Annotated in this window: 26 protein-coding genes and 6 pseudogenes; 16 read left to right on the top strand and 16 right to left on the bottom strand. The window is 54.9% G+C overall.

Features of this window, described 5'->3' with window-relative positions:
* Positions 1-135: 135 nt before the first annotated feature.
* Positions 136-1,131: a glycosyltransferase gene (locus tag P1L41_RS15380; RefSeq protein WP_080504339.1), complete on the bottom strand. Its 996-nt coding sequence runs from the start codon at positions 1,129-1,131 to the stop codon at positions 136-138.
* A gap of 71 nt (positions 1,132-1,202) precedes the next feature.
* On the opposite strand from P1L41_RS15380, the gene P1L41_RS15375 reads away from it, so the two are divergent.
* The 4 genes and pseudogenes from P1L41_RS15375 (at position 1,203) to P1L41_RS15360 (ending at position 5,135) form a co-directional block, all read left to right on the top strand.
* Positions 1,203-2,021, top strand: a complete 819-nt coding sequence (locus tag P1L41_RS15375) for a formyltransferase family protein (protein WP_008312995.1) — start codon at positions 1,203-1,205, stop codon at positions 2,019-2,021.
* Positions 2,011-2,799: a polysaccharide deacetylase family protein gene (locus P1L41_RS15370; RefSeq protein WP_276296603.1), complete on the top strand. Its 789-nt coding sequence runs from the start codon at positions 2,011-2,013 to the stop codon at positions 2,797-2,799. The genes P1L41_RS15375 and P1L41_RS15370 overlap by 11 nt, the downstream gene beginning before the upstream one ends.
* 71 nt (positions 2,800-2,870) lie before the next feature.
* Positions 2,871-3,551, top strand: a pseudogene (locus P1L41_RS15365) (IS6 family transposase).
* A gap of 219 nt (positions 3,552-3,770) precedes the next feature.
* A complete protein-coding gene (locus P1L41_RS15360; protein ID WP_276296602.1) occupies positions 3,771-5,135 on the top strand; it encodes an ArnT family glycosyltransferase in 1,365 nt (454 codons plus the stop codon).
* Positions 5,136-5,244: 109 nt separating this feature from the next.
* Here the strand turns inward: P1L41_RS15360 and P1L41_RS15355 are convergent.
* Positions 5,245-6,066 (bottom strand): annotated as a pseudogene (locus P1L41_RS15355) (IS5 family transposase).
* Between the two features lie 161 nt (positions 6,067-6,227).
* Here P1L41_RS15355 and P1L41_RS15350 point away from each other — a divergent pair.
* The 4 genes from P1L41_RS15350 (at position 6,228) to P1L41_RS15335 (ending at position 9,805) form a co-directional block, all read left to right on the top strand.
* The gene (locus P1L41_RS15350) at positions 6,228-7,256 is read left to right on the top strand and encodes a hypothetical protein (RefSeq protein ID WP_276296601.1); all 1,029 of its coding nucleotides are present in this window, start codon (positions 6,228-6,230) and stop codon (positions 7,254-7,256) included.
* A gap of 9 nt (positions 7,257-7,265) precedes the next feature.
* The gene (locus tag P1L41_RS15345; RefSeq protein ID WP_276296600.1) at positions 7,266-8,489 is read left to right on the top strand and encodes a glycosyltransferase family 87 protein; all 1,224 of its coding nucleotides are present in this window, start codon (positions 7,266-7,268) and stop codon (positions 8,487-8,489) included.
* 86 nt (positions 8,490-8,575) lie between these two features.
* Positions 8,576-8,902, top strand: a complete 327-nt coding sequence (locus P1L41_RS15340; protein ID WP_276296599.1) for a hypothetical protein — start codon at positions 8,576-8,578, stop codon at positions 8,900-8,902.
* Between the two features lie 246 nt (positions 8,903-9,148).
* Positions 9,149-9,805, top strand: coding sequence for a TVP38/TMEM64 family protein (locus P1L41_RS15335; protein ID WP_276296598.1), 657 nt, complete (start codon positions 9,149-9,151; stop codon positions 9,803-9,805).
* On the opposite strand, the gene P1L41_RS15330 is transcribed toward P1L41_RS15335, so the two are convergent.
* Genes P1L41_RS15330 through P1L41_RS15320 form a run of 3 tightly spaced genes read right to left on the bottom strand, consistent with a single transcriptional unit; the run spans position 9,802 to position 12,328 of the window.
* The gene (locus P1L41_RS15330) at positions 9,802-10,782 is read right to left on the bottom strand and encodes a lysylphosphatidylglycerol synthase transmembrane domain-containing protein (RefSeq protein WP_276296597.1); all 981 of its coding nucleotides are present in this window, start codon (positions 10,780-10,782) and stop codon (positions 9,802-9,804) included. The genes P1L41_RS15335 and P1L41_RS15330 overlap by 4 nt on opposite strands.
* A complete protein-coding gene (locus P1L41_RS15325; protein WP_008312967.1) occupies positions 10,782-11,420 on the bottom strand; it encodes a PHP domain-containing protein in 639 nt (212 codons plus the stop codon). Before P1L41_RS15325 ends, P1L41_RS15330 begins: the two co-directional genes overlap by 1 nt.
* Complete coding sequence (locus P1L41_RS15320; RefSeq protein WP_276296596.1) at positions 11,417-12,328, bottom strand: UbiA prenyltransferase family protein; 912 nt, start codon at positions 12,326-12,328, stop codon at positions 11,417-11,419. Before P1L41_RS15320 ends, P1L41_RS15325 begins: the two co-directional genes overlap by 4 nt.
* Before the next feature lie 748 nt (positions 12,329-13,076).
* On the opposite strand from P1L41_RS15320, the gene P1L41_RS15315 reads away from it, so the two are divergent.
* A complete protein-coding gene (locus P1L41_RS15315) occupies positions 13,077-14,168 on the top strand; it encodes an NAD-dependent epimerase/dehydratase family protein (protein WP_276296595.1) in 1,092 nt (363 codons plus the stop codon).
* 275 nt (positions 14,169-14,443) lie between these two features.
* Here the strand turns inward: P1L41_RS15315 and P1L41_RS15310 are convergent.
* Positions 14,444-14,989 (bottom strand): annotated as a pseudogene (locus P1L41_RS15310) (ISH6 family transposase); the annotation flags it as partial.
* Here P1L41_RS15310 and P1L41_RS15305 point away from each other — a divergent pair.
* Positions 14,989-15,265: pseudogene (locus P1L41_RS15305) on the top strand (transposase); the annotation flags it as partial. The pseudogenes P1L41_RS15310 and P1L41_RS15305 sit on opposite strands and share 1 nt — an antisense overlap.
* Before the next feature lie 558 nt (positions 15,266-15,823).
* On the opposite strand, the gene P1L41_RS15300 reads toward P1L41_RS15305, so the two are convergent.
* Complete coding sequence (locus tag P1L41_RS15300) at positions 15,824-16,855, bottom strand: tyrosine-type recombinase/integrase (RefSeq protein WP_276296594.1); 1,032 nt, start codon at positions 16,853-16,855, stop codon at positions 15,824-15,826.
* Positions 16,852-17,241, bottom strand: coding sequence for a hypothetical protein (locus P1L41_RS15295; RefSeq protein ID WP_276296593.1), 390 nt, complete (start codon positions 17,239-17,241; stop codon positions 16,852-16,854). Before P1L41_RS15295 ends, P1L41_RS15300 begins: the two co-directional genes overlap by 4 nt.
* A gap of 735 nt (positions 17,242-17,976) precedes the next feature.
* On the opposite strand from P1L41_RS15295, the gene P1L41_RS15290 reads away from it, so the two are divergent.
* Positions 17,977-18,372 carry a DUF7344 domain-containing protein gene (locus tag P1L41_RS15290; protein ID WP_276296592.1) on the top strand — a complete coding sequence of 132 codons (396 nt, stop codon included), beginning with the start codon at positions 17,977-17,979 and terminating at the stop codon, positions 18,370-18,372.
* A 489-nt stretch (positions 18,373-18,861) separates the two neighbouring features.
* Here P1L41_RS15290 and P1L41_RS15285 read toward each other — a convergent pair whose 3' ends face one another.
* Together P1L41_RS15285 and P1L41_RS15280 are read right to left on the bottom strand one after the other, a co-directional pair.
* A complete protein-coding gene (locus P1L41_RS15285) occupies positions 18,862-19,230 on the bottom strand; it encodes a DUF5615 family PIN-like protein (RefSeq protein WP_276296591.1) in 369 nt (122 codons plus the stop codon).
* Positions 19,227-19,502 carry a DUF433 domain-containing protein gene (locus tag P1L41_RS15280; RefSeq protein ID WP_276296590.1) on the bottom strand — a complete coding sequence of 92 codons (276 nt, stop codon included), beginning with the start codon at positions 19,500-19,502 and terminating at the stop codon, positions 19,227-19,229. The genes P1L41_RS15285 and P1L41_RS15280 overlap by 4 nt, the downstream gene beginning before the upstream one ends.
* A gap of 476 nt (positions 19,503-19,978) precedes the next feature.
* Here P1L41_RS15280 and P1L41_RS15275 point away from each other — a divergent pair, with 476 nt between their 5' ends.
* The 4 genes from P1L41_RS15275 (at position 19,979) to P1L41_RS15260 (ending at position 21,500) form a co-directional block, all read left to right on the top strand.
* The gene (locus P1L41_RS15275) at positions 19,979-20,329 is read left to right on the top strand and encodes a hypothetical protein (protein ID WP_276296589.1); all 351 of its coding nucleotides are present in this window, start codon (positions 19,979-19,981) and stop codon (positions 20,327-20,329) included.
* The gene (locus P1L41_RS15270) at positions 20,329-20,535 is read left to right on the top strand and encodes a hypothetical protein (protein WP_276296588.1); all 207 of its coding nucleotides are present in this window, start codon (positions 20,329-20,331) and stop codon (positions 20,533-20,535) included. The genes P1L41_RS15275 and P1L41_RS15270 overlap by 1 nt, the downstream gene beginning before the upstream one ends.
* 378 nt (positions 20,536-20,913) lie before the next feature.
* Entirely contained in the window at positions 20,914-21,150 is a 237-nt protein-coding gene (locus P1L41_RS15265; protein ID WP_276296587.1) for a hypothetical protein, read from the top strand.
* Positions 21,147-21,500: a type II toxin-antitoxin system PemK/MazF family toxin gene (locus P1L41_RS15260; RefSeq protein ID WP_276296586.1), complete on the top strand. Its 354-nt coding sequence runs from the start codon at positions 21,147-21,149 to the stop codon at positions 21,498-21,500. Before P1L41_RS15265 ends, P1L41_RS15260 begins: the two co-directional genes overlap by 4 nt.
* Here P1L41_RS15260 and P1L41_RS15255 read toward each other — a convergent pair.
* The gene (locus P1L41_RS15255) at positions 21,495-21,893 is read right to left on the bottom strand and encodes a winged helix-turn-helix domain-containing protein (RefSeq protein ID WP_276296585.1); all 399 of its coding nucleotides are present in this window, start codon (positions 21,891-21,893) and stop codon (positions 21,495-21,497) included. The two genes, P1L41_RS15260 and P1L41_RS15255, sit on opposite strands and share 6 nt — an antisense overlap.
* Positions 21,894-21,954: 61 nt before the next feature.
* Between P1L41_RS15255 and P1L41_RS18745 the strand changes: the two are divergent.
* Positions 21,955-22,035: pseudogene (locus P1L41_RS18745) on the top strand (DUF7509 family protein); the annotation flags it as partial.
* A 171-nt stretch (positions 22,036-22,206) separates the two neighbouring features.
* On the opposite strand, the gene P1L41_RS15250 reads toward P1L41_RS18745, so the two are convergent.
* The 5 genes and pseudogenes from P1L41_RS15250 to secY all read right to left on the bottom strand — a co-directional run bounded on the left by P1L41_RS15250 (position 22,207) and on the right by secY (position 26,339).
* Positions 22,207-22,638, bottom strand: a complete 432-nt coding sequence (locus P1L41_RS15250) for an HVO_A0114 family putative DNA-binding protein (RefSeq protein WP_276296584.1) — start codon at positions 22,636-22,638, stop codon at positions 22,207-22,209.
* A pseudogene (locus tag P1L41_RS15245) lies at positions 22,635-22,915 on the bottom strand (toxin-antitoxin system TumE family protein). The gene P1L41_RS15250 and the pseudogene P1L41_RS15245 overlap by 4 nt, the downstream one beginning before the upstream one ends.
* Positions 22,916-23,017: 102 nt before the next feature.
* The gene (locus tag P1L41_RS15240; protein WP_276296583.1) at positions 23,018-24,076 is read right to left on the bottom strand and encodes a tyrosine-type recombinase/integrase; all 1,059 of its coding nucleotides are present in this window, start codon (positions 24,074-24,076) and stop codon (positions 23,018-23,020) included.
* Positions 24,076-24,801, bottom strand: coding sequence for a hypothetical protein (locus P1L41_RS15235; RefSeq protein WP_276296582.1), 726 nt, complete (start codon positions 24,799-24,801; stop codon positions 24,076-24,078). The genes P1L41_RS15240 and P1L41_RS15235 overlap by 1 nt, the downstream gene beginning before the upstream one ends.
* A gap of 71 nt (positions 24,802-24,872) precedes the next feature.
* Entirely contained in the window at positions 24,873-26,339 is a 1,467-nt protein-coding gene (secY, locus tag P1L41_RS15230; protein WP_276296581.1) for a preprotein translocase subunit SecY, read from the bottom strand.
* Positions 26,340-26,343: the final 4 nt, after the last annotated feature.

Genomic DNA, 26,343 nt, shown 5'->3' with positions numbered 1-26,343 from the left:
ATAGCGCCAAGATTGCCGAGCATCGGTGAACGTCGTCGGCATCGGGGTGGAGCTCGGGCCCGCTGGTACCTCGTTTCCGCTGGGATTCCTGCGAACTCGTTCGTTATGAGGTAACACACTGACATTTTGTTTGGCTCACCGGTCCTTCGTCTCGTCCGACGAGACATCCGTCTCGTGGCCGACACTCACTGTGCTCGTCTCCGGGATGCCGACGGACGGCTCCGTGCGGAACAGCGTTTCGTAGACGTAAGCACGAATGGCGTTCGGCACGAAGCGAATTGGCACTCGGAATGCGACGTTACGAAGTGCCTGCAACGGCGAGATGAAGCCGAGCGCTACAAACTCTCGCTGGAGGCGTAGTTCTTCACGCGCATATTCCCAGCCGGCACGGCGCTCGTACATCTTCTCGCCCGTTCGTGCCTTGACCAAGACTTCGGGGATATTGGCAAACCGGGCGCCGTTGACGAGCATCCGAACCCAGAGGCCGTAGTCTTCCATGCGGTCGACGTCCCGATAGTTTCCGATATCAAGGGCCGCAGTCCGTTTGAATATCACCGTACTCTGGGAAACGGGCGAGCGGGTCTTCGCTAGGTCACGAATCTCCTCGTGATCCGTCGGAAGGGTACGCACACCGAGCTTCTCGCCATTCTCGGGGTCGAATTCAAGTAGCTGCGCTCCGACTACGTCAACCTCGGGATTGTTCTGCAGGTAGGTTTCCTGCCGCTCTAACCGTGTGGGGACACAGAGGTCGTCAGCGTCCATCATCGCCACGACGTCACCCTGGCAGCGTTCCACCCCGACTTTTCGTGCGAGGGCTCGTCCTTGGTTCTCTGCCAGTGGGACGTGCCGCACGAACGAATACTTAGACTCGAAGTTATCGATGATTGTTTGGTTGGTTTCCGGTACTGGCCCATCACGGACGATGACTAGTTCGTCGGGAACCCGTGTCTGGGAGACGATGCTTTCGATAGCTTCCCGCAGTGCATCCGGGTCATCACCACCGTACGTTGGTAGAACCACCGAGATATTGACCATCGCAGGTTGCCAGTCGATTTCCCGAGCAGGTGTATAAAACCGCGGATTTGTTTCCCCTGAGTCCGCCGGTGGTTTGCGGCGAACGTCTTGCTGCATATCGGACAATCCTCAAACGGCCATCGGTGTGTCCACTGCACTTATGGTCGGCGATAGGGATGTGTTGGGTGATGACTACTCCACAGACGGTGCTTCTTCGCCACCGAGAGTCGCGGTTCGACCGGGAGGTGGTCGGCCGCTGGCTTGCCGCGACGACCGATCTAGTCGGCGAGATTGTTATTGAATCGGACTGGACACGACAGGTGAACACCCTGAAACACGAGTTGCGGCGATCTGGAATTACTGGCCTCCTTGATGCTATCGCGTATCGGCTGTACTATCGTGCTGCTCTTAAAGACAAGGAAATGCCGAAGATTGACGCCCTCATCTCGGACGCGCAAGCGGAATATCCAGATTTTTCGGTACCGGAGTACAGCGTTGTAGACCCAAATAACGAAGAAACGGCGAACATCCTCCGAAATTTGACTCCAGATCTGATGCTTGCCCGGTGCAAGGTGTTACTCTCTAAATCGGTCTACACGATTCCTAACTACGGAACATTCGTCATTCATCCAGGAATCTGCCCAGAGTACCGCAACCAACACGGCTGCTTCTGGGCGCTTGCCAACGGCGAGGACGACAAGGTGGGATTCTCCCTCATCCGCATTAACGATGGTATCGATACGGGTGAGATCTTCGCTCAAGACGGGACCACTTTCAATCCTGTGGACGACGAACACGTCTACATCCAGCTGAAGGTGGTTGCGGACAACCTTCCCTCGCTCACGCCTGTGATTACCGCGGTTGCTGATGGAGAGGCGGAGCCGATTCCAGCAGACGACCGACAAGGAGCCCTATGGGGGATGCCAAAGCTGAGCGCGTGGCTGACTTGGAAGCGCCGTGTCCAACGGTTCGGTATCAATGCGTACAACTCAACACATGATTCGTGATCTCCTCGGCTCGCCCACCAGCGGCCTGGCGCTGTTGTATCATGATATCGTCCCACAAGAAGAGGCAGACACTTCCGGATTCGTCACGGATGGCTCGTGGCGATATAAACTCGCTCCCGAGATGTTCGACCGCCATCTCTCGGCCATTGCTGACTCGGCGTTCGAACCGGCATTAATCACTGACAATCCCCCAAACCGCCCTGTGTACCTCACGTTTGACGATGGAGGACGGACGGCGATGGAGGCGGCCCGTCAATTGGAGGCGTACGGGTATCGGGGCCATTTTTTTATAGTGATTGATCGGGTCGGAGAGGACGGCTTCCTGGACTGGAATCAGATTTATGACCTCGACCAGCGAGGTCACTGTATCGGTAGTCACACTATGACTCACGCCAATCTGCTCAAGGCGAATACACAGAGATGTCAGCAGGAACTAACGGAGTCAAAGGCTGCTATCGCGGCAGAACTCGGACAATGTCAGTCAATTTCCATTCCACTGGGGGCATACAATGAAGAGGTATTCAAGACTGTAAGTGAAGCGGGCTACAAGTATATATTCACTTCAGAACCTGTTCGGATTCCACGGAACCACCTGAACCACCGATTGGGGCGTTGGAACATCTGGTACGACACAGGCCCTGATGAACTTGTAGCAATCCTCAAGGCGTCGCCACCGATCGTTCTTCAAACTGCCATCCGCTGGTACGGTGTCAAATATATCAAACGGCTGCTCGGTTATGATCGGTTCATTCAGATCCGCGATGTGATTGGATGTTAATAATTCATATTTCATGGCACTGTCTAGTTGAGCGAGTTTGAGAAACGAGGAGGCCGTAGCGAGAAGTGCTCATGCAACTCGCAGACCTCCTCAGAGAGATGTTAGACGAGGACAGCCAAGACATTTGGGAGAACGAGCGCACTCCGACACCCGTCCGGCGGTTTGGGGTGCGTCTCCATACGGCGGGGCTGTTGATTAGGGAGACGGTGGCAATCTTAGACCTGCTGGGTGTCGACCGTTCTCACGGTGCGGTCTGGAACTGGGTGCATACGCTGTCTGAAGCCCAGAGCGACCCGCCGACGGCGGAGCCGTCGCGGGTCGCGGTCGACGAGAAACAAATCGAAGTTGACGGCGAAAAGAAGTGGCTGTACGCCGCCGTTGACGTCGATTCGAGGTTGTTGCTATGGGTCGATGTGTTCAGCCGCCGCGGGACTGACCCCGCGGCGGCGTTCCTGCATCGGCTCACGCAGAAACACGATGTCGCCGAGACAGAGTTTCTCGTCGATGCTGCAGGGTATCTGACTGCCCTCGCTCGTCACGATTTGAGCGGTCGGCTTGAGTACCGAATCCGGAACCACATCGAAAAATGGTTCCAGACCGTGACCATGCGAATCGACCGCTTTCATTCCTTCTGGAGGGGCAGTTAATCCAGCGCGAAACAGTTGTTACGACGCTTCAGACACCACTACAACCACGAACGACCGAACCAAGCGCTCGACGGACGAACGCCAGCTGAGGAGGTTCAGAACTAGACAGTGCCAGCAATCGTATAATTATTATCATTTGAATTTCCCTCCAATTAATTATAGACCTTATTCTCTACGCATTCCCATGACCAGACAGTCGGGGGATTTAATTGCGCTTCCCATTTGATGTTCGTTATGAATGGATTCCTTCGTATCAATTGGCAGCGGATTCTCGTCGCCCTCCCAGCTATACTATTCTTTCCGTTATTGAATACGCTCATACCAATGCACTTTCACAAATCGCGAGAAATCGCCGGGTATTTTCAGTCGCTGGCTTTCTCACGGATGCCGATTCGCTCGTTTTTCATTCTCACGCCATCAGAGAGCTATTCGGCACTACATTTGCACAGCACCCTTGCGTCTCCACTAGTCGCACTCGGCTACCACGAGGGCGGCCGATTGATTAGTCTCCTGTCTATACTTGCCGCATCCATCGTGATTTTCAAATTCGTTTCGTATCTCACAGACTATCGAGCAGGCCTATTAGCTGCCGGATTCTTCTGGCTATTTCCCCTTAGCCACCGTTTCGCGTACGCGTACCTCCCCGAATCGCTGAGTATCCTTCTGACCACCGCCGCCCTGTTCTTAGCGTACGCCGACGCAGAGCAAGAACGGGAACTGTATTTCTACGGCTCGATCATCCTCCTATTGCTGGCGATCACCAATCATCTATGGGAAGCCGTTATTCTGGCGCCGATCGGAGCCATCTACTGGGCCACCCAGAAACGACGCAAATTTGCCACTTTTGCCGCCATCGGCGTCACCTGGACTGGGGTGGTCCACCTCTTGACGAAGTTACAACCCTCAAATACCTCTCAGCTGACCAACTTCGGAACGCAGACCAACGGCGCTCTCTTCCTCCAAATTAATTGGTGGCTCACGTATCTCCCGTCCAACAACTGGTATCTGAGTGACAGTCTGACCACTTTTCAGATATTTATGAACGTCGTCCTGCCACTCACAGTGGCCAGCACCATTGGGTGGGGAATCTACTATCTGCGTTCGAAATCGAATCGGGCGCTGATGCTCAGCGCGTGGCATTTCAGCGGCATCGTCATCCCGCTCGCGCTTGTCGGTGGTTACCATTTAGAGTATTTCATGTGGGGGACACTCGCCCCACTAGCCGTCAGTTCTGGTCTCGTTCTGCACAAGGTTCTGGACACAGCGCTTGAATCGAGTTACGCCGATACGAAAACGGTAGTTCTCGTCTACTTACTGCTCGTATCAGCATCCGGAGCGCAAGTCTGGCACAACGAATACGGCCCGCTGGATGACGAAACGCCGCCCCAGGCATCTCTCGATGGTGTTGCCGAATACGAGGGGTACGCTGCGGGACGGCAGATGGCTGGCCATCAGATGACACCCGAAGACATCACGTTCGTGGGGTACGAATTCATCGACGGTTCATACAATAACTATGCCCACGATCACGGGCGAGTAGTAGTATATTCGGACCTACTGTTGAAAGAACGGTCGCGCGTCGCTACTGACAGGGGGCCGACCTACGTCAACGAGACCTCAATGGTGGATGACTGCGTATTCTTGGTTGAGCGGGTCAACGACGAGTTGTTCGTTCGTCGCTGCAACTGACAACCCAGCCCTGAGACTCAGGTGGTAATTGCTATTCATCGCTTCTATTGTAGACCAATATCGGATTTACTTCATTGGGCCGTGGTGAATCGCCAGACGTAGCTTGATTTCACTGTTTTTGAGATTGCCTGATGTTGTGAACCGTACACATCAGAAAGAGTTCACGAAATTCACCGTACCAAGTTCGCGCACGCACGGCGACGCCGAGCGTGCGCTTGATCGTCGAGAAGGCGGTTTCACACATCGCTCGTTGGCGGTATCCCATCGATCCGCGCGTTGTGCGCGTGATCGATGGGCCGGAACTCACGATGTTTGATCAGCGGCCTCACGCTCTCTTCACGGAGTTTTTCGCGCAACTCCATCAGTCGTAGCCTTTGTCGGCGACGAGGCTTGCGAGGTCGTCCGCGTTGCGGCGGGCGACCTGACAGCCGAGCTGTGTGTCGTGGCGTTTCTCGGTCGTACAGTGAACGTCCAGAATGGCTTGACTTTCTGTGCCGACGAGAGCTGTCGCTTTGAGCGTCTGAACCCGGTAATCCGTCCGACGACAGTAGTGCTTGCTAGCGTTTTCTCGGTCGAAGAACGTCGCGTCGATGGCGGCGTGACCGGATGGCTCGTGCTCCTGCGCCGAAAGGTGCAGCAGCACTCGCCAGAGCGCTGTCTTGATTCTATCAAACCACTTGACTAGCGTGGAGTGGTCAGGGAGATCGGCCTTAACGCGGCCGATCTTCCTGAGAATTTGTGGCATCTCGCTTAGCAAATCAAGTGTTTCCCGGTAGGATTTCTCCAGGTGAACCCGCAGACAGTGCAGCGACACCACCGCATACTCGGCGAAGCCGCCACCCCCTTCGGGGGCGGCGACTTCGTCTCGCTCACCAACAGCATTTTTAGCTAACTGGACGACTTTGCTCGTGAAGCGGGAAATTTTCGACATAAAACATCGGCGATTTTCCGCTTCATTCCACTAGTTCTAACGGTAGAAACCAGCGCAGTCCAGTGATTCACCAGAGCCAATTGAAGTAATTCCACGGTTGAGGTCGAGTCACCCGGGGACCATGCGTCGGATTTTTGTCTCCGGGAGAGAGCATACGCTTAATGAACCGAGAGTGGGAGTGTGGGATCGTTGATGAGACCGTCAGTCGCCTGATTGCGATGTTGCTGGCCGGCGTCATCGCGTTCATCTCGATATACAGGTACGTCGTGTTCCGGTTTTCAGGTCGGGAGTTTGTCCATGACGCACAAGTGTGGGCGCAGATCGGGGACGATGTGCTCGCGGGGATGGCTCTCTACGCCCAAGTCCCCGATAATAAGCCACCACTCTGGGAGGCCGTAGTCATCGTCGCCGCCGCGACGCCTGTCCCCTTCCTGGTGATGCTCGCTGTGGTCGGGGTGGGAGGCGCTGCCCTGGTATGGAACACGCACAGACTCGTCAAGGCGGAACTGCGTCCGGCAGCAACGGTCGTCGCCAGCTTCTCGCTTGCCCTTGGTATTGTGTGGATGACGAACGGCTTCATTAACAACAAGATAGTCGCACTGGCCCTGCTGACCGCGGGGCTCACTGCTAATCGTCCTTCTCGGAGCGGGCTGCTCTACGGACTGGGGTTCCTGATAGCCCAGCATCTACTTCTGGCAGCGCCGGCAGTAGCTTGGTGGGAGTGGCGCCGGCACGACTACCGCGCCGTCGTGACAATCGGGGGACTTGCACTGGGCACAGCGATTGCGGGGTACGTGATCGTCGGTCTGATTTGGGGGCTTAGCGCGTCAGTTGCGGCGGTCCGACAGACCATGTTCGCGACGCCAGCGTACGCTGTGGCGGAGTCGCAATTTCAGACCAGCGGCTCACTGCTGAAGGCTCCAGGGCGGTACGTACAGCTGTTGAACGAGCGGATCAGCGTCTATACGTTCCAACTTGTATTCGCGACAATCGGCGCGGCACATCTGCTATCGGCCCGCCGGGCGTCCCCTGCAGTCGGCTGGTTAGGGGTAGCCCTGACAACCACGCTGGGGAGCGCACTACTGGTACGGGTGTACCGGCACTACTGGCTGTTAATTCTCCCGGGTCTCGCGATTCTGGCTGGGCTCGGTGCAGAGTGGTTACTCCCCAAATACGGGACTGATGAATAATCACTAGCGATGTCATCTGCTATACACGGCACAATCACGAGAATCGCACGCCGGAGGGGAGTGATTGCCGTCGCGCTGTTCATCTTCGTATTGGTTGGTATCTATAGCGAGTACTGGCTGGCAATCGTCGCGAACAACTGGCCGCCCGGTCACGATTTCAGTCTCTACTACGATGCGTATCACGATGCGGTCAATGGGCAGAACCCGTACGAATCACCGGCGATAGGCCAGAGCTTCATCTACCATCCGTTCGCGTTGATACTGGTTGCGGGAGTCGCCTTGATGCCCTCAACGCCAGCTCTTATTTTCTGGAGCGTTGGCAGTGCCGCGGCGTGGGCCATGACGGTTGGACTCTCACTGCGTATCGTCGCACCGGATATGGATTCCAGCCGACTTGCGCTGAGTTGCATCCTGAGCCTCAGCTTTGGCCCGTTCCTCGAGACGATACACATCGGTCAGATAAACACATTTGCGGCCTTGGCGCTGGTGGTGACACTTTTTTTGGTTCTGCACGAACGGCCGTATCTCGCTGGTGCCTCGCTCGGAATTGCCGTGACGATGAAGACCTCCCCACTGCTGGTGATCGGTTATTTTCTCGTCATCCGCCGCTGGCGAGTCGTCACAAGTGCAATCGCCACCCTCGCGGTAACAACCGCCATCTCCATGCTTGTCTTCTTTCCGTCAATCATCGTCCAATTTGTCCAGCGACTCGGAGAGATCGGAGGAATCGGCGTTCATGTCAGTGTGTGGAATCAGAGTCTCCCGTCCATCCTAGGCTACCTCGATGCCGCAATCGGAACATCCCTCCAAGCTACACCCGAGTTTCAAACTGGGGCGCCCCTTCTACAGAAATCTATTGTCGTTGTCCCACTCCTCGCTATCGGCATCCAACGCCTCAGCAGAGGTCAGGAATCACGAGCGACTCTTGTCGTCACGTTCTCGACATTCGTCGTTGGGATGGCCATCTTCTCCCCTATCATCTGGTACCACCACAGCGTATTCTTCGCACTCCCACTACTGCTCCTGTTGGCCTCTGACCGAGGAATCGAACCCTTAGTTGGGATCGTAGCCCTTGCCGGGATTCAATTGTCCAGACCGCTTGAACACGCGATGATGATCATATTCGGAAACCACGTGGGAATCTCAGTACTGGTAGCGCAGTATCTTCTATTCCTCTATTTGATTAGGAATGTGGAGAAGGTCAGCACTACGGCAGTGAACTCAGCGTCTTAGTGAGCGCGTTGACGCCCCAAACGAGCGTGCCGGTGTTGACCTATGCGTAGCAGTCGGAGTCCGAGATATATTCCCTGGATGTCCTGATGGGCTGGCACGGCGTCGTAAAAGACCTCTTTCCGGAGTTCGCACGTGATTCTCAGCTCCGCAACATCGTTGGCGAGCCGGACCGCGATGATATGGTCACCAGCGAAGACAGCCACACAACTGCTGCTGTCTTCGACGGCGCCAGGAGTGATGCCCTGCGCGTCCTCCATCTCCCTGTCTGGCAGACAAATCCGCTGCTGGAATGGCCTCAGGTCGTAGACGTGGATATGGCTCCCCAACCGTCGGTCAAGATCGTGCGTACTCCCGAAGCCGACGAGTGTGCCGTCCTCGTGGGCGCTATATTAGATACTCCAGCAATTGTCTAAGTCGGAAGCCATCCGGGCGGGGGCGCTCCAGAACCTGACTTGACGGTCTTCGGAGCGCAGCGGTAGCTCGAAGACAGCGACTAATCCGGTGTCGTCTCGCCCACTGGCTTCTCTGAGTCTCCCATCTGTGTCTCAATACTTGTGTGTATCCGGCGTACGTGTTTGTCGTGACGGGCCGCAACCTCGTCCGCCGGGAGGCATTCGGCATCGGTATTCTTTACTCTGTCTCGTTCATATTCGAGAGTGATGCCGGCTTGGCGAAGAGGAACGCTCCAGATAATACCTGTCGTTGGTCTTGTTTTCGTTATCGGTGCCCACTGGTGGTACTCACCAACTGATTTCTTTGAGCACCTCGACAATTCCGGGTGGCTCCTTGTTGCCAGTGGTGTGAGCGTCTTCTATCTGGTTCGCCCGTTTGTCCTCTGGCCACTCAGTATTGCATCAGTATTCCTTGGGTATCTTGTGGGCTCCCCTTATGGGGTACCGCTTGTGTTACTCGGCACTTGGATGACGTGTGTGCCACCATTCCTGCTCGCAGACTATTTCAGCGAGAGAAACAGCTATATTGCTCGTCTCTCAAATGCGGGTGAGACAGTCGTGACTAGGACGGGTGAGCTTCGCGGGATGATCGCCGCCCGGTTGTCTCCGGCACCTGCGGATGGCATCTCTATCGGCGCGGGACTCGCCGGAGTCTCCGGATGGGCGTTTACGCTCGGTACACTGATTGGTGAGTTACCTTGGGCAATACTCTATGTCAATATTGGACAGTCACTCCGAAGTTTTTCTTCAGGGATGGCACAACCAATCAAGCTTGAGTTCCTGCTGCTCGTCAGTATTTGTACGGTTCTCCTGGTAGCTCGACCGCTTTACCAATTGATGACTGAGAGGCTGACCAAGAGCTAGTCCGTGGACTGGGTGGTCCCGACATGACCAGTCACAAACCGATAGATGACGAATACACACGTGCCGAGTATCGCACCATACCAGAGGGTGCCAACCCGGATAATCACCGTCGCACTCACAGCGATTGTCTGGGTGTAGCCCAAAACGACGAGCATCCCGACCATACTGGCTTCGGTGGCGCCCAAACCACCAGGAAGGAGACTGGCCGCCCCAACTACTGATCCCAAACCAAACACGAACAAAGCGGTGAGGAGTGTCGCCTGCGAACTAAACCCGCTCAATACCACCCACAGAGCGACTCCTTCCAAGCCCCACGCAATTAGGCTGATGATGAACGCGATACTGAGCGGTCGCAACTGAAACAGTGTGTACGTGTTTTCATAGAACGCCTCCAACTCGGTCGCATATGAGCTGACGACTGGAACCTTCTCTACCCATCCCAACACACGGAGACAAAATGACTGCCACTGAAGGACACTAATCCCGACCAGGAAGAGCAAGATCATACCAATAAGTACAATTGATGACCGCTGGTAAATCAAGAGACCAAGCAACGCGAACGCAGATAGAGCGATTAGATCAGTAACACGTTCACCTCCGACGACAGACACAGTCTGGCTAACTGGAACCCCATCAAGATCACGGAGGAACCACGCTTTCCATACCTCCCCAGCCTTGCCGGGGGTCACGATCATCATTAGACCACTAAAGAACACAATCAGACTCGTTTTCGGGGGAATGTCGATTCCCAAGTGACGGAAATAATAGTCCCATTTGAGAAACCGAATGCCGTAACTGAGCGTGACAAGGACAAACACAACAGCGATCCGCCATCGCTCAACCGCAAGCAGTGCCGACACGACCTTTGAACTATCCCCGATAATGAACAGCCCGAAGAATACGGCAACCGTTAGGAGCGCGGTTACCCAGAGACCGTGGCGGCGAACGGCGCGGTTAATCGTTGTGAGTACGCTCATCAGAGATTCACCGTCTTGAGCAAGTCGTTCAGTTTTGTCGCAGTATGGCCCGACAAGTAACCGCCTCGTCCCGCTGTTTGGGTTGATCGGGACTGGATCGCTTCCGGAAGGGGTTGGTCACATACTGTTGTAGACCGGCCGACTTCCATCGGGAAGTGTGCATCACTACCTCCCGTGATTGCCAAGTCGTGCTGGTTTGCGAACTCTCGGGCCCGGCGATTAAATCGCGGAAACAAACAGCGTGAGTTTTGGGTTTCAACGGCGTCAACTTGTGACGCAATCGTGTCAAGATCTGTCTCGTAGTATTCCCGGAAGCGATCGAATGGATGGGAGAGGATAGCGAGTCCATTCTGGTTATGGATTTTCTCAATAACGGTGAGCGGGTCGGACTGCGGTGGTTCCTCCTCAACGAATAATGCAAGGAGATGCCCCTGTGTCGTCGTTACCTCAACGCCAGGTATCACCGTGAGGTTGGGGGGCGCACAGTCGGCGACTTCGTCGTATCCCGCGAGCGTATCGTGGTTCGTAATGGCGATCCCATCCAGGGCCGCTTCAGTAGCCGCCTCTACAACATCGGCAGGTGCGGCGCGAGAACAGGGTGAGGCATCGGTATGCACCTGTAAGTCGTACTGTTTCACCGTATCACCTCGATAGCGATCTCAGGGACGTTGTACAGGATAGCGATAGCAACCACACCCCAGAGAATGAGGTTCACGACTGACGGCCGATCAGTGAACAGGTACTCTGGTTGACCGGCGATGTTGGTCGTATGGACGAGATGGTGGTAGCGAAACACGCCGAAGAACGCGAACGGAAGTGTCGCCAGCATCGCAGGACTCGTGCGAGAAAACGAGTATAGGGAGTACGCCATTAGTAACGTTGCCATTGTCATCACGAGAAGCTGATCCATATTCTGTTTCGAGTACTTGCCCAGCACATCGCGGGAGTCCTCAGGATTGGGTGAGACTTCCAGTTCGTTGCGTCGTTTTCCAAGCGCGAGAACTAACGCCAGAAGGAACGTAGTGACGATCAACCACGGGCTTAGGACGACATCGATAGCGATAACGCCCGCAATAGCGCGTAAAACGAATCCGATTGCGACGATGAGGACGTCGACGAATACGACATGTTTCAGGTAGAGCGAATAGAGCGCATTTTGACTGAGGTAGGCGAGCAACACCGCAAGGAACAGCGGGCCCAAACTATACGCGGCACTGAGGCCCACAAGCGCTAAGAAAGCACCGAAGACAACAGCAACCGGGACTGGAGTTTGGCCGCTCGCAATCGGCCTATGTTGTTTTTCAGGATGATTACGGTCCTCTTCGAGATCGTTGATGTCATTGAAGATATACGTAGTACCGCTGACAGAAGTAAATGCGACGACACCAAACAGGAGACTGATCCAAGCCTCAGCGTTGAGCAAATTCTTCGAGAAGATGATACCTAGAAACATCACGCTCTGCTTGTACCATTGCCAGGGTCGGATTTCCCGAAGCAGGCCGGTAGTTATCGAGACTGGATTAGCTGTCTGAGATGATTCGGCCATTCGTTCGCCTAATCGTGTGATTAACAGGAAAATAAAGATACTGTTACCCAGACTATCGGATATTCGATGCAACGATCATCATTTATTACGCTGGATATGCTAATTTCGGCTCTATTATATTCCTTCTAAACTGACACCGGGAGACGTCTCTACTGCCCGGTCGTGACCGACACCATAGAATCCGCTACAATACGAAACCGTACGACTGCAAGAGGGTTCAACAGAGCCTTATTTTTGGTTCGTATATCAGAGTAGAAATCGGTCAAGAGATGCGTGTAGACTGTGACTGTTGACACAAGCTCCCAGTACGTATTAACGGTGCAACAGGAGTGCGGCAAGTATGCCTCGATGAGATAGCTGAGCAGGCGTTTGTCTCGTCAGATATCCCTGCTCTCAAAAAGAGTGGCCTGCTTCACAGAAACACGTGACGGTTTTTGGAGATAATGTATAAGATTCGTCCGGTCACCGCGATCAATCTGTGCGATCACGAAATGATTGAGGTCGGATCCAACTCTGAAAGAGCATATATACCCAGAGTAGCAGAGGTGGCTTTGTTGAAGGAGCGACCCCGACAAGCGGAATATCGATGAGCCCAGCGATAACAGGTCGTTTGGAAATGCATTCGATGAGTATCACTCCCTGAGAGGACCGGTGTTTTCACCGGATCTCCAATTCAGATATCTTTGGGCCATACGGTGTAGTAAGGGAATGAAAAATATGAAGCCAGTACACTGATTTGTCCGATATAATGAGTGCAGCACAAACGGATCGACCTCAGGATAGACAGTATGATTCTGTACTGGTCACGGGTGGTACTGGTTTTTTAGGACTTCATACGTGCCAATATCTTTCAGATAACGGCTGGGACGTAACGGCACTTGATCTCAAACCGTTCAATAAAGAAGATGATACAAAAGGAATCAAGTACGTTGAAGGCGATGTTCGTGATGAAGAGAGGGTTTCTCAGGCAATTGTGGATGCTGACGCAGACGTAATCGTCCACAGTGCGGCGGCACTTCCATTATGGGATGACGACGATATCTGGGACGTAACGGTTGAAGGAACCCGGTCTGTCTTGTGGGCCGCCAAGGAACAAGATATCGAACGAGTTGTATACATTTCCTCTACGGCGGTCTATGGCACACACGATACGCACCCCATCACAGAGGATTCCCCGTTAGATGGGGTCGGGCCATACGGAGATGCCAAAATCGAGGCGGAAAAGATCTGCGAGGATTTTCGTCGGATGGGGATGTGTGTGCCGATTCTCCGCCCGAAAACATTTATAGGGCCACAACGGCTTGGCGTGTTCCAAGTTTTATTCGATTGGATTGAGAGTGGGGCCAATATCCCGATGGTTGGGTGGGGAAACAACAAGTACCAATTACTCCACGTTCACGATCTTGTTCGAGCAATCGATCTGATGTTTCTACTGGACGAAAGCGAGGTAAATGACACGTTTAATGTTGGGGCAACAGAGTATAATACCATGAAAGAGGACTTCCAAGCACCGATTGATGTAGCTGGCACGGGCAAGCGAGTAGTCGGCACGCCAGCAGCCCTAAGCAGATTTGCGCTCCGAGTGTTGAACCAACTCAACTTGTCACCGCTGTATCCGTGGGTTTACGAGACGGCTCACGAAGACTCGTATGTTTCTGTCGAGAAGCTCTGTGACCTCGGCTGGGAGCCAGAATACTCTAATCAGGAGGCGTTGGTAGACACTTATGAGTGGTATTTAGAGAACTACGAAGAGAGTGATGAGACGACCGGAAAAGATCATCGTGTGGCGTGGGATCAAGGTGCACTCACACTAGTAAAGAAGATGTTTAAGTTATTCTAAAATACGTCTGAATTTACAAAAATAACCTCATTAATAACAGATCATCCTTATCGATACGGCTCGAACTTGTACTCTCAAGTACCCAATCGTTGTTGGTATTGTTCTTGACTGCCTCGTGGACGAGCGCGCTAATGATAACAAGGGAGCTTGCCTCGATCGTTGTGATAACTAAATAAGAACAACCAACGCTTGATGCGCCAGGTATTTGATAGAGTTGTAGAATAATTATAGAACGAGAATCGGCCTTCAATCTGATTCTTTTAGGCCAATTCATTGGCCGTAACAATACCGTTATCAAAGTAATTGACGACCGTCACGTCGTCAGTGGCTGCGTCAATATTGTTGAGGGTGGCAGCTGTCTCGTCCCAGTTAACGTTGACCGGCAGGTTCAGTAGGGGGAGTAATTTCTCGATGACATTTTCACCAAGCGTGGCTTGGACAGAGTGGTACGAACGGTTATCATCTTGGCTGGGACACTTTGCGCCGTCGACAGCGACGGCGTCAGCGTCTGTGTCGCAGACTAGTTGAGAAGAAACTGCTTGAGTTTGCTGCCGTGTTCTCTAGCGCGGCGGTTAATGGTACTCGGCAGCGGTATTGGGACGAAGCTGTCGCGTGATCAGCGGTATCACGATAGCTAAGTAAAATATCGAGATCGACCTTTTGACTGAACTGTTCTGTTGATAGTGCTTTACCCGTCGAAGTGAGAGAATCTTCGACGAACCGGAAATAGCTGAGTTCGTCGTGGTCAGCACCGGTATCTTCGACGTAGTGACGGTGAGCTTGTGCCCTCCGCCGATCTTGACGGCTGTATGAGTATCGCTACAATCCGCGAAACCTGACGATCCGAAAGATATCGAGTACAGGGTCGAAGACCGCATCGAGGAACATAGTCGGGACGTTCAGTTGAAGCAATCATCTTGAACGAGACGTACAACCACCGGACAGGAGTCGAACGAACCAACGATGCGGTCAAGGACTGCGGCCTCGGGCACGTCCGCGCCTGAGGCCGCGTCCACGCACGAATAGAAGTGTTCGCCGCGTTTTGCCTACGGCTCGTCGTTGCCATCACCAACTACGAGAGAGGAAACGCTCCTTGACAGGAGAAGCTATGAGATGAATTCTATGACACGCTCGAAGAGCTAATTTGGGACACGACCACCTGTAGATCTGCTTCCTTACCTTCGAGCCCTAAGTATCGCCGCATCTGAACTGGTAGCGTCGCTCGACCTAACTCGTCGATGCTAATGATTCCCTGTGCAGTTGTTCCATTGTACCGTACCTCGATTTGCGCACGATCTTGCTCGATATCCAGCACCCGCCGTACGTCACGGGGTATTACAATTCGCCCATCTTTGTTGATATGAACGATAGTTTTCGACTCGGTTGGGATTTCACCTCCTGTCTGGGAGGAACTGTGCGATGTCACGCATAGCATTCTGTGGTTCATCGGTATAACTGTGAGCCAGCGAAATGTTTCTGGAACAAAAAATCAGCTAGAAGTGCCAGTTTCGGAATTATCCATATTTTAAAATAGCGAAAATAAATAATGCTTTGAACCCAATAGTGCCAAAATTACCGGATAGAGACGGTCTTGCCGATTTCCGATCTAAGTTATTTATTCAGTTCCGACCCGTTTTCGACGGAGCCCCAATTCCTCAAAGATAGATGGAAGGGATATGCCGAACGTACGGCTTCCGCACGCGCTCATCGTACTCTGCGATCAGGTCGTCGTAGTGAGCGAGCATATCCTCGGCGTCACCACGCAGATAACTCAGGAGGTCATCGGTTATCTTGCCTCGCAGTTTCCGATTGCTCCAGTGCCGGAAGTTATGGGGCGTGAACGGATCATCCCCTGACCGCCAGGACTCGGGTGCTAGTTCTGCAAACGCGATGCCCACCGACGACGGTGACAGCGGCTGCCCCCAGTTGTCACCGAGGGAAACGAACAGTGTCTGTGGGTCCGACAGCGACGCTTCGGTCGTCGGCCGTACCGCGAGCCACCGAATGAGCGCGGCTTTGAGTTCCGAGTCGATGGGGATCCGGGTGCTCGATCTCCGCTTGTTTCCCTCTCTATCGGATGGGATGTATATCGAATCCGGTGAATTGGCGACCGTCGAACAATACGTGATGTCGAGGTCATCGTAGAGCTGGTAGATGTCCGGGTCGTCGATATGGACTTCTGACAGACGGATGTTCGTCGCCTCGCCGTTTCGGACGAGGAGCTTGAGCAACGTGAGGAAGAACGCGTGCCAGAGGGGATCTCTGATCGACATGAAGAACTTCGACATGTCGGTTATGTCGATTTCCCGACCGTGTTTGTTGCTGTCCCTGACCTCCTGTGAGTCTGGGAGCCCGGCCTCGGGTCGTTTCCAGATACTGCCGTTAAGAGTCTCCACCACCTCGAACATGTTTTTGGTCGTGATGATACGAGAACGATACGTCGCGGCCGAGTAGTGAGATTCGGCCCACCTGGTGTATCTGATCGCATGTCTGTCGTTGAGATCATCGACAGGCGGTGTGTTGCCATGGTTGACGAGCCACTCGAAGAAGTCCGTGACTCGAACCAGATACGTTTGCACCGTCCCGGATTGCTTGCCCGTGTCGTTCTTGTACGTCTCGAACTCCCTGATCAGGTCGACATACTCCTGCGGGAGGGTGTCGAGTCGCTCTCTGTTGAACCCGGTCATTCGTCATCACTGTCGATGACGAGTCCGTCGTACACGCTCATGGTCACCTGCCCGGTATCGATCATCCCTTGAAGTTCCGCACGGACGTCGTCGGCGACGTCCTCCAACACGGCCTCAACGACGTCGTCCGTATCCCGCGCATCGCCTCGTATCGCTTCCTTGATCTCCGATCGATACGATCGCTTGTCGTCATCGTACGAATCACCGAACGAGGGTGGATCGATTTTCGAGACGCCGGCACTGACTGCACACCGCACAAACTTCGACCGAGTCATGCCGAGTTCGTTCTTCCAGTCCTCCCACTTGTCGAGTTCTTCGGGTGGGGCAGTGATACTCTTGACTCGGTCAACGCCCGCCGAGATTCTGATTCGGTTGTCGCGACCCATGGCTACCAATCCTTTCCCATTTTGTAAAAGTCCTTGCCACGTCTCGACGAATCTAATTATATTATTTCTGATTTTGTGTATTCTCTGGACCTCTCTCAAAACAAAAAGAAGAGAATCAAGATACGTGAGGATCTAATATATATGTAACTTCGAAAAAGACGTACATATGCCTAAAGAAACCACTAAATATTGTTCCGAAGAGTTCCGGAAGACTCCGCAAAAATCCGCTACTACCCACATTTCGGAGGGTTAGATACGCGCGGAGAAACACAATTGGGAAGTAGATTATCCTCTCAAAAGACAGTCTCCAATTCCACGATAACACGGGCAAGCGGAGATCTCTCGGCATATAGCCTGGTTCCAGCCACGGTGACGGCTCGTCAGGAGAACCCGGGATGTGAACTGGGAAACCAGTACGGGGAAACCGCCAGTTCCCCTTGCTCATCGTAAGCACATTTCGACGTAGTCTGAGTAGATATACAAACCTACTTTATAATCAACCAGCAAACACCAGTGGCCGCAAAACGGCCCCCGGTGCTGCAACACCGGGAACCAACGCTGCCAGTATGACAGCATCAGAGCCTAACCGGTCACGGAGTGATAACTCTGTCCGTCACCCCCGCTGCGGGGATGGTGGACACCTCACGCTTCGTGTCCCACGACCCAGTCGAACCGAGCGGCAGACGACCTCCCTCCGAACCAACAGTGGAGGCTGTAATTCTGGGGGGTCAAACTATGCCTGATGACCACCCGAGCTGGTGGGCTCCGCTCGGCGAGTTCGTCGCGGCCGGTGCTCGTCACGAAGAGGTCAGCACGGTCTGCTCGCTATTGAGGAACCGACGGCGTCAGCTCGTCGTTCTCTATATGCTCACACGCGAGCAGGACGAGTGGACTACGATGTCGGAAGTGGCCCGGTGGGTGACCGCAGTCACCCAGGGATACAGCATCGAAGAAGCGACCGGAGATGACTACCGGAACGTCCGTGAATCACTCCGCAACACGCACCTGAGCGCACTCGCGGATGCGGGAGTCATCAAGTACGATGCACAGCAGACGCGGGTCGCACCCGGTGAGCGGTTGGACGACGTCGCAGGTGTGTTCTTGCACCTGTTACTGCTCACCGGCTCCTGAGTACCTCTATCGGATTTACCGAGTTTATCAGCCAGTAGAGCCGCAATATTCTGGCCAGGAAGAAACGACAAATGGATAATTACGATTGCGGCAAATCCTCGGAGCCAGTGATGATGCTCGGGTTTCTTTTGTAACTTTATGAAGCTCTCGACAGTGTTCGTTGACTGCCCACGTCTCTTCGGGGAAGCCGCAATAGTACTGCTATTGCGCCGAAGATGTCCGAGGCGGTGAGGTCAAAGCAGTCCGTAACCGTCTACGCGTCGAGGCCGCGTACTTCGACCATCGTGTGGATGTGGCTCACCGTGATTCGTCAATTCCGAATGCGGGGCTCGTCGTGAATCACCAACTCGCCATCAGAAACGACGGCGCTCGTCTGCCTCAACATAGAATAGAATATCATTGCAGTGGCCTTCGGCCTTCCCTGTACAGGCAGTCCGACGCGATGCGTTGCGGGATACAGACGAGAGGTCTAACACCGACGGTCGAGTGTCACTTGTGAAGCCACTCGTACCACTCACCGAGATCAACGAGTTGGTTTTCGACTCCGTCTATACCATATTGAGTGAATACCTCGTCGACGGTTCGAGCAAGTCCTTCCGGGTCGGTGTCTGGTAGATTCTGCTCATGGTAGAGAAAGATGCCCGCGTGGTCGTACTTGTGATGTAGTGGTTCGAAATCCTTTGCATTGTTGGTCACAAGGATGGTCCCAGACTCACCACACCACGCCACCAGTTCGTCGTCATTTGTGTGTTCTCCAAACCGGTCTTTCGCCTGTTCGACATCGTGGCCGCGCTCACGGAGCAGTCGCTCGAAGACTCTACCGACGTGCTCGTCAAGGAGAATCTGAGCGCCCGTCACCTCACGGTCTCTTTCGGTTTGAGTGACGAATCCTGCACTCTTTCGAACGCTGCCTCGTTCTCCGCTTCGAACTCTTGCATCTCGTCGATGTGGGCGTAGTAGTAGGAGAGGGACTCGTACACGTCCGCAAGAGAGACATCCAGCTGATCCGCGACGTGAGCGGGAGATTGTCCGTTATCAATCACCCGTGCGGCGACGTGGCGAACGCCGATACGCGTGCCGTCGATTCGTGGTTCGCCACCGAGCACATCGTCATCATGGGCGATACTCATATGACTTAGTAGACACTCTCGTCGGTTATATCTTTCTGGCGGTCGATTTCACTATGCTCGATGTCTGTAGTTCTGCGGTTTGATTCGAACGAGTAGGAAGATTATCTTTCGCGGGAGTCGCGTTTCCGGAGACGTGATGTTAGGGCGTTTCTGGGAATCCTGTCCCAGATATTGATTGATGATCACGAAACTGCTGTCTTAACGTTCATCTGACATCCGATACTCGTTGAACCCTTGGAGTTCAACCCGTTTCGTTTCTGACTATCCACCCCTCCGAGCTTGTTAAATATATCATCAACGGGTCATTGCATCCGGTCATCGATGTGTTTCCACGTACGTACAGAGCAGGCTTCTGCTACCGGTTCGACTTACCCATCTGCAATCGCCTATTGTTGTTGTGTCCACACATCATTCGCCTACCTGTGACAGAGCAGAGTCGCGATACAGACCGACACAATAGAACAACGACGAGCCATTTGAAATCCGACAAGTCAGAGCTGGACGAGGAGACTCCGGTGGAACTGAGAACCGAATCGTTGAATGACGGCACAGATTCTGGAAGGCCGGAACTGACAGTTACTGGCCGCGTCGTCAGTTGGCTCCAGCGAAAAGAAAGTGGTGCGATATGGGTTGGTGACGTGTTCCCGCCTGGAGAGTACACACTCGTTGACCACACAGACATTGACCGGCATCCGACCCAACTGTACGAGAAAGGGGTTGAGGGGATTCACGCAGGGTGGTTACACGCGTCAGAAAATATGTCCCTCACCTACTCCATCCCTGAATCAGCAGGTGTCTATCTCATCGTTACGCCAACTTCCGAATAATGCCACTGGAAATTGCGGTCGATTGCCCTTACTGCGGCATCAAAGTCCGGTGGGTGTACGATCAGGAGGAAGAGCGTGTCCACCGGAACATGATGGGCTGTCCGGGCGCTCAGTGTACCTGGACGTATATCCTCAGTGTCAACGAGATCACCACCGAACGAGCGGAAGAGATCAAAAGCGAACAGTCACCCGGCATCGGCGACTGAGACACCGGTCGTACCTTCCAGAACCTGAACAGTCACCAGAGCCCGTGAAGACGGTTCGCGTCTCGGAGTAGCCGTCCCACCATCGGAGACGGTTTCCATGTACTGGAAATCGTCATAATCCGAGGCGAAAATGGACGTGTCGGGGTTCGACTCCCCGGACGGGCACTCAGCGAGAATGCTACGGGCGGTGTGGTCGTTTTCGAGACGGCGCATCGTAAACACGTGGAGTACTGTGTTAAGGACATCACCCTGGAGTATAGACAGAGTGGATATGATTTCACAGATACCGTTCGGCTGACCGTATGTCGAGTTTCGGTGGATTCGATAGGAGCCACCCGCGCCGCCAGGCTTATTCATACACACTCAATACACACAATTATGGAGCGAAAGAACGTCACAATTCGAGAAGACCAATCCAAGTGGGTTGATGAAACAGGGATCAATCTCTCTCAACTCGTTCAGGAAGCAATCGATGACCGAATGCAACCGACTGAAACGGAGCTTGCAGAGGCGTATCAAGACAATGCTGCCCAGGCAGCCGAGACGAATACCGAGTGGAGTGCCGTCTCAACTGAAGCGAATAAGCAACTTGGCGACCACCCGGACCACGAATGAGAGTCCGGAGAGGGGATATTGTCAGCGTCGATCTCGGTGGACCGGGCGATGATGACACCAGAGGTGGAGAGATTTACAAAACCCGTCCTGCAGTTGTTGTTCAGAACGATGTCGGAAACACACACTCAGCTACGACGATAATCGCGCCGATCTCGGGCGGACATACGAACTACCCGTTTCACGTCAATCTTCCGGGGTCGATGGACGAACTCAGCAAGGACTCGCACGTCCAGCTGGACCAGATCCGCACGGTCGATATCGAAGAGCGGATCGTAGAGAAGTACGGCACGGTTTCTCCGTCTCAGATCGAAGAGATTGAAGACGCTATTCGCGTTTCGTTGGGACTATAGCCTACGATACACGTCGTCGAACTCTCGTTCACGGCGTATGAGTTCCACGACGCCGTATTCGAGGATGTCGCGCCCCATCGCTGTCGGCCGATCGTACGTGTAGAAGTCTTGGCTGTCAGCGGTCCGTCGCTGGCGCTTGTCGACCAGTCCGACATCGACCAGTTCGTCGAGGTGGTAGTGGAAATTGTGGGATTCGACGTCGACCGCAGCCTTGAGATCGGCAGCACTCAATTCGTCGTTGACGACGAGCGTTCGCAGGATCCGAAACCGCGTCGGGTGACCGATTGCCTGTTGCATAGCGAGATACTCTTCGAGCGTCAGCCCGCTATCCTCGGGAAGCGGTGGCTCCGGCTGGCGAACTTCCTCTGTTGGATGGCGATCGGTATCGGACATCTGAGAGTGTCTCAGGTCATCGGTTGGGACGCCGCGTACTTAGTCATCCAGCGGTGCCGCTGACTGCTGTCGGCTCTGCGCGCAGTTCTGCACCCATATTCAGAACGAGGAGCTCTATGGCTCGCTCGACCGTCTATACTGAAGTGCCCGTAACCGTCCAAGAAGGCTGATTGAGAGGGGAGAGCCAGATCTGCTGTGAGAGTCACCCGATAGACGGCGCGACGCTTCGAGACGAGCGTCTTGAGTGGAATCATACTTTTGTCGGTGGCGCGAACGCCCCACCCGTGCCAGCAGACATTCGAAGCACTGTGTCTCAGGCTGATCTCTCTTGACGAGCAGTGAAGTCGGACGTGTCGGCGTCGATGGGAAACGTAATCGAGAGGTCGATTGCCTCGGTTCCATCGCGGAGAATCGGGCGTTTGCTATTGCCTTCTGTAGTGAATTCGATGACACCGAGTTCTTCGAGCTCCTCGAGATTCCGGTGAACCTCTTTGTAATCGCGGTCGACAAGTCGGGCCGTCTCACGGATACTTTCGGGGCGTTCACTGGCGACGATATCCAGAAGCTGGAGATTCAACCGACGCATGAGTCGTTCGACGTCGGCAAGATCATCGAGGTTAAGGATAAACGCTGCCTCTTGTTCATCGAACTCTTCGCCAGCCTCTGCCCGACGGAGTCGTTCGCGGGCGGCTCGCTGGTTATTCTCGCACTGTCCGTACGTGATTTTGAGTGTGTTCGTGGTCATGGAAGGTCCTGGATTTCGTTCAAGAATCGGTCACGGAGTTCTCTCATTCCGCGGAACTCGATTTCTTCGATGCCGTCGGATGTGTGGCGTTCGTGGCGCCCGGGGGTCTGGTTCTCGTTGTCGTACCGGAGAATGGTGCCCTGGCCATCGAGAAAGCCGTAATGTAGGGCGTATCGGTATCCGATTGGATACTGGGGATCATCAGTTCGTATATTTTTCGTCGGATGACCGTCTCACCTGTTCTGTCTTCGGTGTTCTCGATGACCTCGAACGTCATCCCTTGTTCTATGGTCTGTGGCCCATCAACAAGGGTTTATGGGGTATTGCCCATCAAAGACTGAGGACCACCTTACAATTCTGTGAGCCGTTCGTCAATTCACTAGTTGCCCGTTCCCGTCGCGTCTCTATACGCCTGTCGCGCTTCGCCCCAGTCTGGATTGACGTAATCGAGCGTTGTGTCCATACTCGCGTGGCCCGCCATCATCCGCACGAAGTTCAGGTCCATATCCGTCTTGTTCGCAAGGTGTGTAATTCGGCTGTGTCTGAGTCTGTGAGCGGTGTACAACCACTGTGCGACAGTTCCATCGGAATCCCGTACCAGCGGCTCCTGAATACCGGCGTCGTGTGCGGCTTCTTTGACGATGCGTGAGAGGTATGAAGAGCTGAGCTGATTCCCCTTGTCTCCGATGAACAGGTACGGCGACTCGTTCTTCGGGTCTTTCTCGGCGCGTTTGTCGATCCAGCGCTGCATGAGGTAGTCCAGATTCCCCTCGTAGAAGACGTGGCGGTGGTAGAGCTTCGGGTGGTCGTCAATGTTGAGCTTCGCACTCCGGACTCTGATGTCCCTGTCATCGAAATCGACGTTGTCGAGACGGACCCGGGACATCTCGTCGGAACGTAGCGCTGTCTGCCAGAAGAGCCGACAGACGAGTTCGTTTCGTATCTTCGAGAAGTCGGTCGCTCCGGGCGGATGGTCGAACAGGGGCTTCAGTTCCTCGTAGTCGGGGGCGATGATGTCCTCCCGACCTTCCCGATGCAGGATTCGCGTGTATGCGGCGTTGTTGCTGATGTCGTATTGATTGGGGAGCGTAATCTCGGCCGTGGGATTCTCGATGTCGTTCGGTCTGTCGGGGTCGGTCGAGATCCAGTGGTAGAACTTACTGACGGAGGCGAACCGGTTCGAGATCGTCGTCTCGGCGAGGCCGTCACCGACCATCGCGTGGACGAACGCGTCCACAGTGTCCTCGTCGGCGTCCAGCGGGTCGTAGCCTTCTTCCGCACACCAGTGCAGCCAAGCTTCGGCCCCCTTCTTCCGACGCGTGACGGTCGTGTCCTTGTCCACGAAGTCCGTGAGCCAGCCTGCGTAGTCATCGAACAGTTGCTTGTATTCCTCGAGTTCGCGTTTCGACCCGAATTTGCCGTCGTCCTGACGTTCCATCAGAAGTCACCCTCCTTGTCCGGTTCGGGAACTTTCGAGCCCTCGACGAATTCGAGGGCTTCGTCCACGTTGTCGACCTCGGACGATTCTTCCAGTGTCGCACGGAGGTCCATCTCGTCGGGAACGCTGCTTTCGGCGGTCGGATCGACTTCGTACCAGCGACGCGTCCCCTCGTCGATGACGCTTTCGACGTTCACCGTCGGCTGTCGCTCCAGGTAGATGAGCGCGCGTCGAACTGTCGAACTCGATTCGTCGATGTGGGCGCTGATGTCCTGAGCGGTACCAGTGAGCTTCGGGCGTTCGTGGGCTTCGAGCTTGATCTTGTACAGGGGGGTCAACGAGATGAGGTGTTCCTCGTCCTCGACGACCGGCAATACATCGTGGCAGCGATGGGCGATACGGAGGAGTTCCTGCTCGTCAATTTCCTCTGGCTCTGCGTCGCCAAGTGTCGCGTCGTCGAGTTGCGTCTCGACCGCCTCCAGTCGTTCGTGGATGGTGTCGAGCGACTCTGTGAGTTCGTCGGGGACCGACTGCTCGTCGTCCTCGTGGTCTCTGAGTACCCACTTTCCTTTGATCGTATTATCGACGGCAGTCTTGATAAGGTCAGTCATCGTCGAATGCCGGGATTCCTCGACGTATTCGAGCCACTCTCGCTTGTGTTCGGGCTCGATACGGATGCGGATGTGGGGAGAGGGTTCGTCGTCGTTCGAAGAACCGGAGGCCATACATCCCTGTTCAGGGAGGGGCCTGAAAGAATTACCGGGGGTAGAGAAGTGTGTTTACAGGGTGAACACACTCAGCCAAACATCTGGCGCATCATCGGATGCATCTCCATGAGCTGTTCTTCGGCGATCTCCTCGTACAGCTTGTACGTGATGGAGACCGTCAGCAGCAGGCCGGTTCCGGAGACGCCGCCGATGGTGCCCATCATGTTCGCGAGCACCGCGAGCAAGCCGACGAGCGCGCCGCCGATGATGGTCACCTGCGGGATGTAGCGTTCGAGGACCTTCTCGATGACACCGACGTTCTGCCGGAAGCCGGGAATCTGCATCCCGGAGTTGTGAATCTGCTGGGCCGTCGCCTCGGGGCCCATGTCAGTCGTCTCCACCCAGAAGACGGCGAAGATGGCGCCGCCGATGAGCATGAAGGTCAGGTCGACCCCAATGCGGACGAGAATCTGCCAGACGGGTTGACTCGCCGATTCGAGCCACCACATCCACTGCTGGGGGCTCTGGATGGGGGCCAGGAAGTAGAACAACCCACCGGTGGGTTGGCCGTTCGAGTAGGTCCCCAGCCAGGCCGGCATGCTGGCCAGCTGGGCGTCCAGGATGCGCCCCAGGAACTGGATGTTGGCCTGGAGCGCGCGGACGAGGATCATCGGCAGGACGCTGGCGTAGATGAGCTTCACGGGGAAGCGGCCACGCGCGCCCTTGACCCGGGCGTTCGAGAGGGGAATCTCGACGCGGACGGACTCGGCGTAGACGACCACCCCGAAGATGAGGACGGTCGTGATGAGCGCGAGGATGCGTCCCTGGCCGAGGATGATGGTCTGGAGCCCCTCCAGTGCGAGCACCGGGCCGGTGGACTGCTGGCCGGTGATGAAGAGGTACCAGGTGTGGATGATGCCGCTCTGGCCGCCGATGACGGGCGTCGTCACCAGCCCACCGAGCAGGCGCTGGCTCACGCCGGCGACGATGAACAGCCCGATACCGGAGCCGACGCCCCACTTGGAGATGACCTCGTCCATGAAGAGGATGAGGACACCACCGACGAATATCTGGGCGAAGATGAGCCACTGGACGCCGGCGGTGCCGATGCCCAGTGACTGGGCGACGGCGGGGTCCGCCGGCAGGAAGCTACCGGCGAAGACCATCGGCAGGCCGGTCAGACAGATCATCACCACCACGAGCAGCTTCTGTAAGCCCTGGTAGAGCACCTGGTCACGCGGGTCGTTCTGCGTGTCCAGGCCGAGCAGGTCGGCCCCACCGAGCAGCTGCAACACGATGGAGGCAGTGACGATCGGCCCGATACCCAGTTGCATGATGCTCCCCTGTCCGGACGCGAGAATCGACGCGAAGCGGCCGAAGATGGCCTGGCTCTGGTCGATGTCGAGCCCGAACAGCTGCACGTTCGTCAGGAAGAAGTACAGCAGGAGTACGCCCCCGGTCCACGTCAGCTTGCGCTTGAACGGGATGTGTTTCTCCGGGCGACGGACTGCTGGCATCCGGACGAGCAGTGGTTCGGCGGTGTCCTTCCAAGTCATGGGT

This window comes from Haloarcula ordinaria (assembly GCF_029338275.1).
GTDB lineage: Archaea > Halobacteriota > Halobacteria > Halobacteriales > Haloarculaceae > Haloarcula > Haloarcula ordinaria.
This window is presented reverse-complemented; position numbering and strand designations above follow the sequence as displayed.

What these genes read in the sequence shown, in the direction of transcription:
- P1L41_RS15320 (WP_276296596.1), bottom strand. Translation starts at nt 12,328, where the DNA reads ATGGCCGAATCATCTCAGACAGCTAATCCAGTCTCGATAACTACCGGC.
- secY (WP_276296581.1), bottom strand. Translation starts at nt 26,339, where the DNA reads ATGACTTGGAAGGACACCGCCGAACCACTGCTCGTCCGGATGCCAGCA.
- P1L41_RS15270 (WP_276296588.1), top strand. Translation starts at nt 20,329, where the DNA reads ATGCCACTGGAAATTGCGGTCGATTGCCCTTACTGCGGCATCAAAGTC.
- P1L41_RS15235 (WP_276296582.1), bottom strand. Translation starts at nt 24,801, where the DNA reads ATGGCCTCCGGTTCTTCGAACGACGACGAACCCTCTCCCCACATCCGC.
- P1L41_RS15295 (WP_276296593.1), bottom strand. Translation starts at nt 17,241, where the DNA reads ATGGGTCGCGACAACCGAATCAGAATCTCGGCGGGCGTTGACCGAGTC.
- P1L41_RS15350 (WP_276296601.1), top strand. Translation starts at nt 6,228, where the DNA reads ATGAACCGAGAGTGGGAGTGTGGGATCGTTGATGAGACCGTCAGTCGC.
- P1L41_RS15300 (WP_276296594.1), bottom strand. Translation starts at nt 16,855, where the DNA reads ATGACCGGGTTCAACAGAGAGCGACTCGACACCCTCCCGCAGGAGTAT.
- P1L41_RS15290 (WP_276296592.1), top strand. Translation starts at nt 17,977, where the DNA reads ATGCCTGATGACCACCCGAGCTGGTGGGCTCCGCTCGGCGAGTTCGTC.
- P1L41_RS15280 (WP_276296590.1), bottom strand. Translation starts at nt 19,502, where the DNA reads ATGAGTATCGCCCATGATGACGATGTGCTCGGTGGCGAACCACGAATC.
- P1L41_RS15260 (WP_276296586.1), top strand. Translation starts at nt 21,147, where the DNA reads ATGAGAGTCCGGAGAGGGGATATTGTCAGCGTCGATCTCGGTGGACCG.
- P1L41_RS15240 (WP_276296583.1), bottom strand. Translation starts at nt 24,076, where the DNA reads ATGGAACGTCAGGACGACGGCAAATTCGGGTCGAAACGCGAACTCGAG.
- P1L41_RS15315 (WP_276296595.1), top strand. Translation starts at nt 13,077, where the DNA reads ATGAGTGCAGCACAAACGGATCGACCTCAGGATAGACAGTATGATTCT.
- P1L41_RS15265 (WP_276296587.1), top strand. Translation starts at nt 20,914, where the DNA reads ATGGAGCGAAAGAACGTCACAATTCGAGAAGACCAATCCAAGTGGGTT.
- P1L41_RS15330 (WP_276296597.1), bottom strand. Translation starts at nt 10,782, where the DNA reads ATGAGCGTACTCACAACGATTAACCGCGCCGTTCGCCGCCACGGTCTC.
- P1L41_RS15360 (WP_276296602.1), top strand. Translation starts at nt 3,771, where the DNA reads ATGCACTTTCACAAATCGCGAGAAATCGCCGGGTATTTTCAGTCGCTG.
- P1L41_RS15335 (WP_276296598.1), top strand. Translation starts at nt 9,149, where the DNA reads ATGCCGGCTTGGCGAAGAGGAACGCTCCAGATAATACCTGTCGTTGGT.
- P1L41_RS15340 (WP_276296599.1), top strand. Translation starts at nt 8,576, where the DNA reads ATGGGCTGGCACGGCGTCGTAAAAGACCTCTTTCCGGAGTTCGCACGT.
- P1L41_RS15255 (WP_276296585.1), bottom strand. Translation starts at nt 21,893, where the DNA reads ATGTCCGATACCGATCGCCATCCAACAGAGGAAGTTCGCCAGCCGGAG.
- P1L41_RS15250 (WP_276296584.1), bottom strand. Translation starts at nt 22,638, where the DNA reads ATGACCACGAACACACTCAAAATCACGTACGGACAGTGCGAGAATAAC.
- P1L41_RS15345 (WP_276296600.1), top strand. Translation starts at nt 7,266, where the DNA reads ATGTCATCTGCTATACACGGCACAATCACGAGAATCGCACGCCGGAGG.
- P1L41_RS15370 (WP_276296603.1), top strand. Translation starts at nt 2,011, where the DNA reads ATGATTCGTGATCTCCTCGGCTCGCCCACCAGCGGCCTGGCGCTGTTG.
- P1L41_RS15380 (WP_080504339.1), bottom strand. Translation starts at nt 1,131, where the DNA reads ATGCAGCAAGACGTTCGCCGCAAACCACCGGCGGACTCAGGGGAAACA.
- P1L41_RS15375 (WP_008312995.1), top strand. Translation starts at nt 1,203, where the DNA reads ATGACTACTCCACAGACGGTGCTTCTTCGCCACCGAGAGTCGCGGTTC.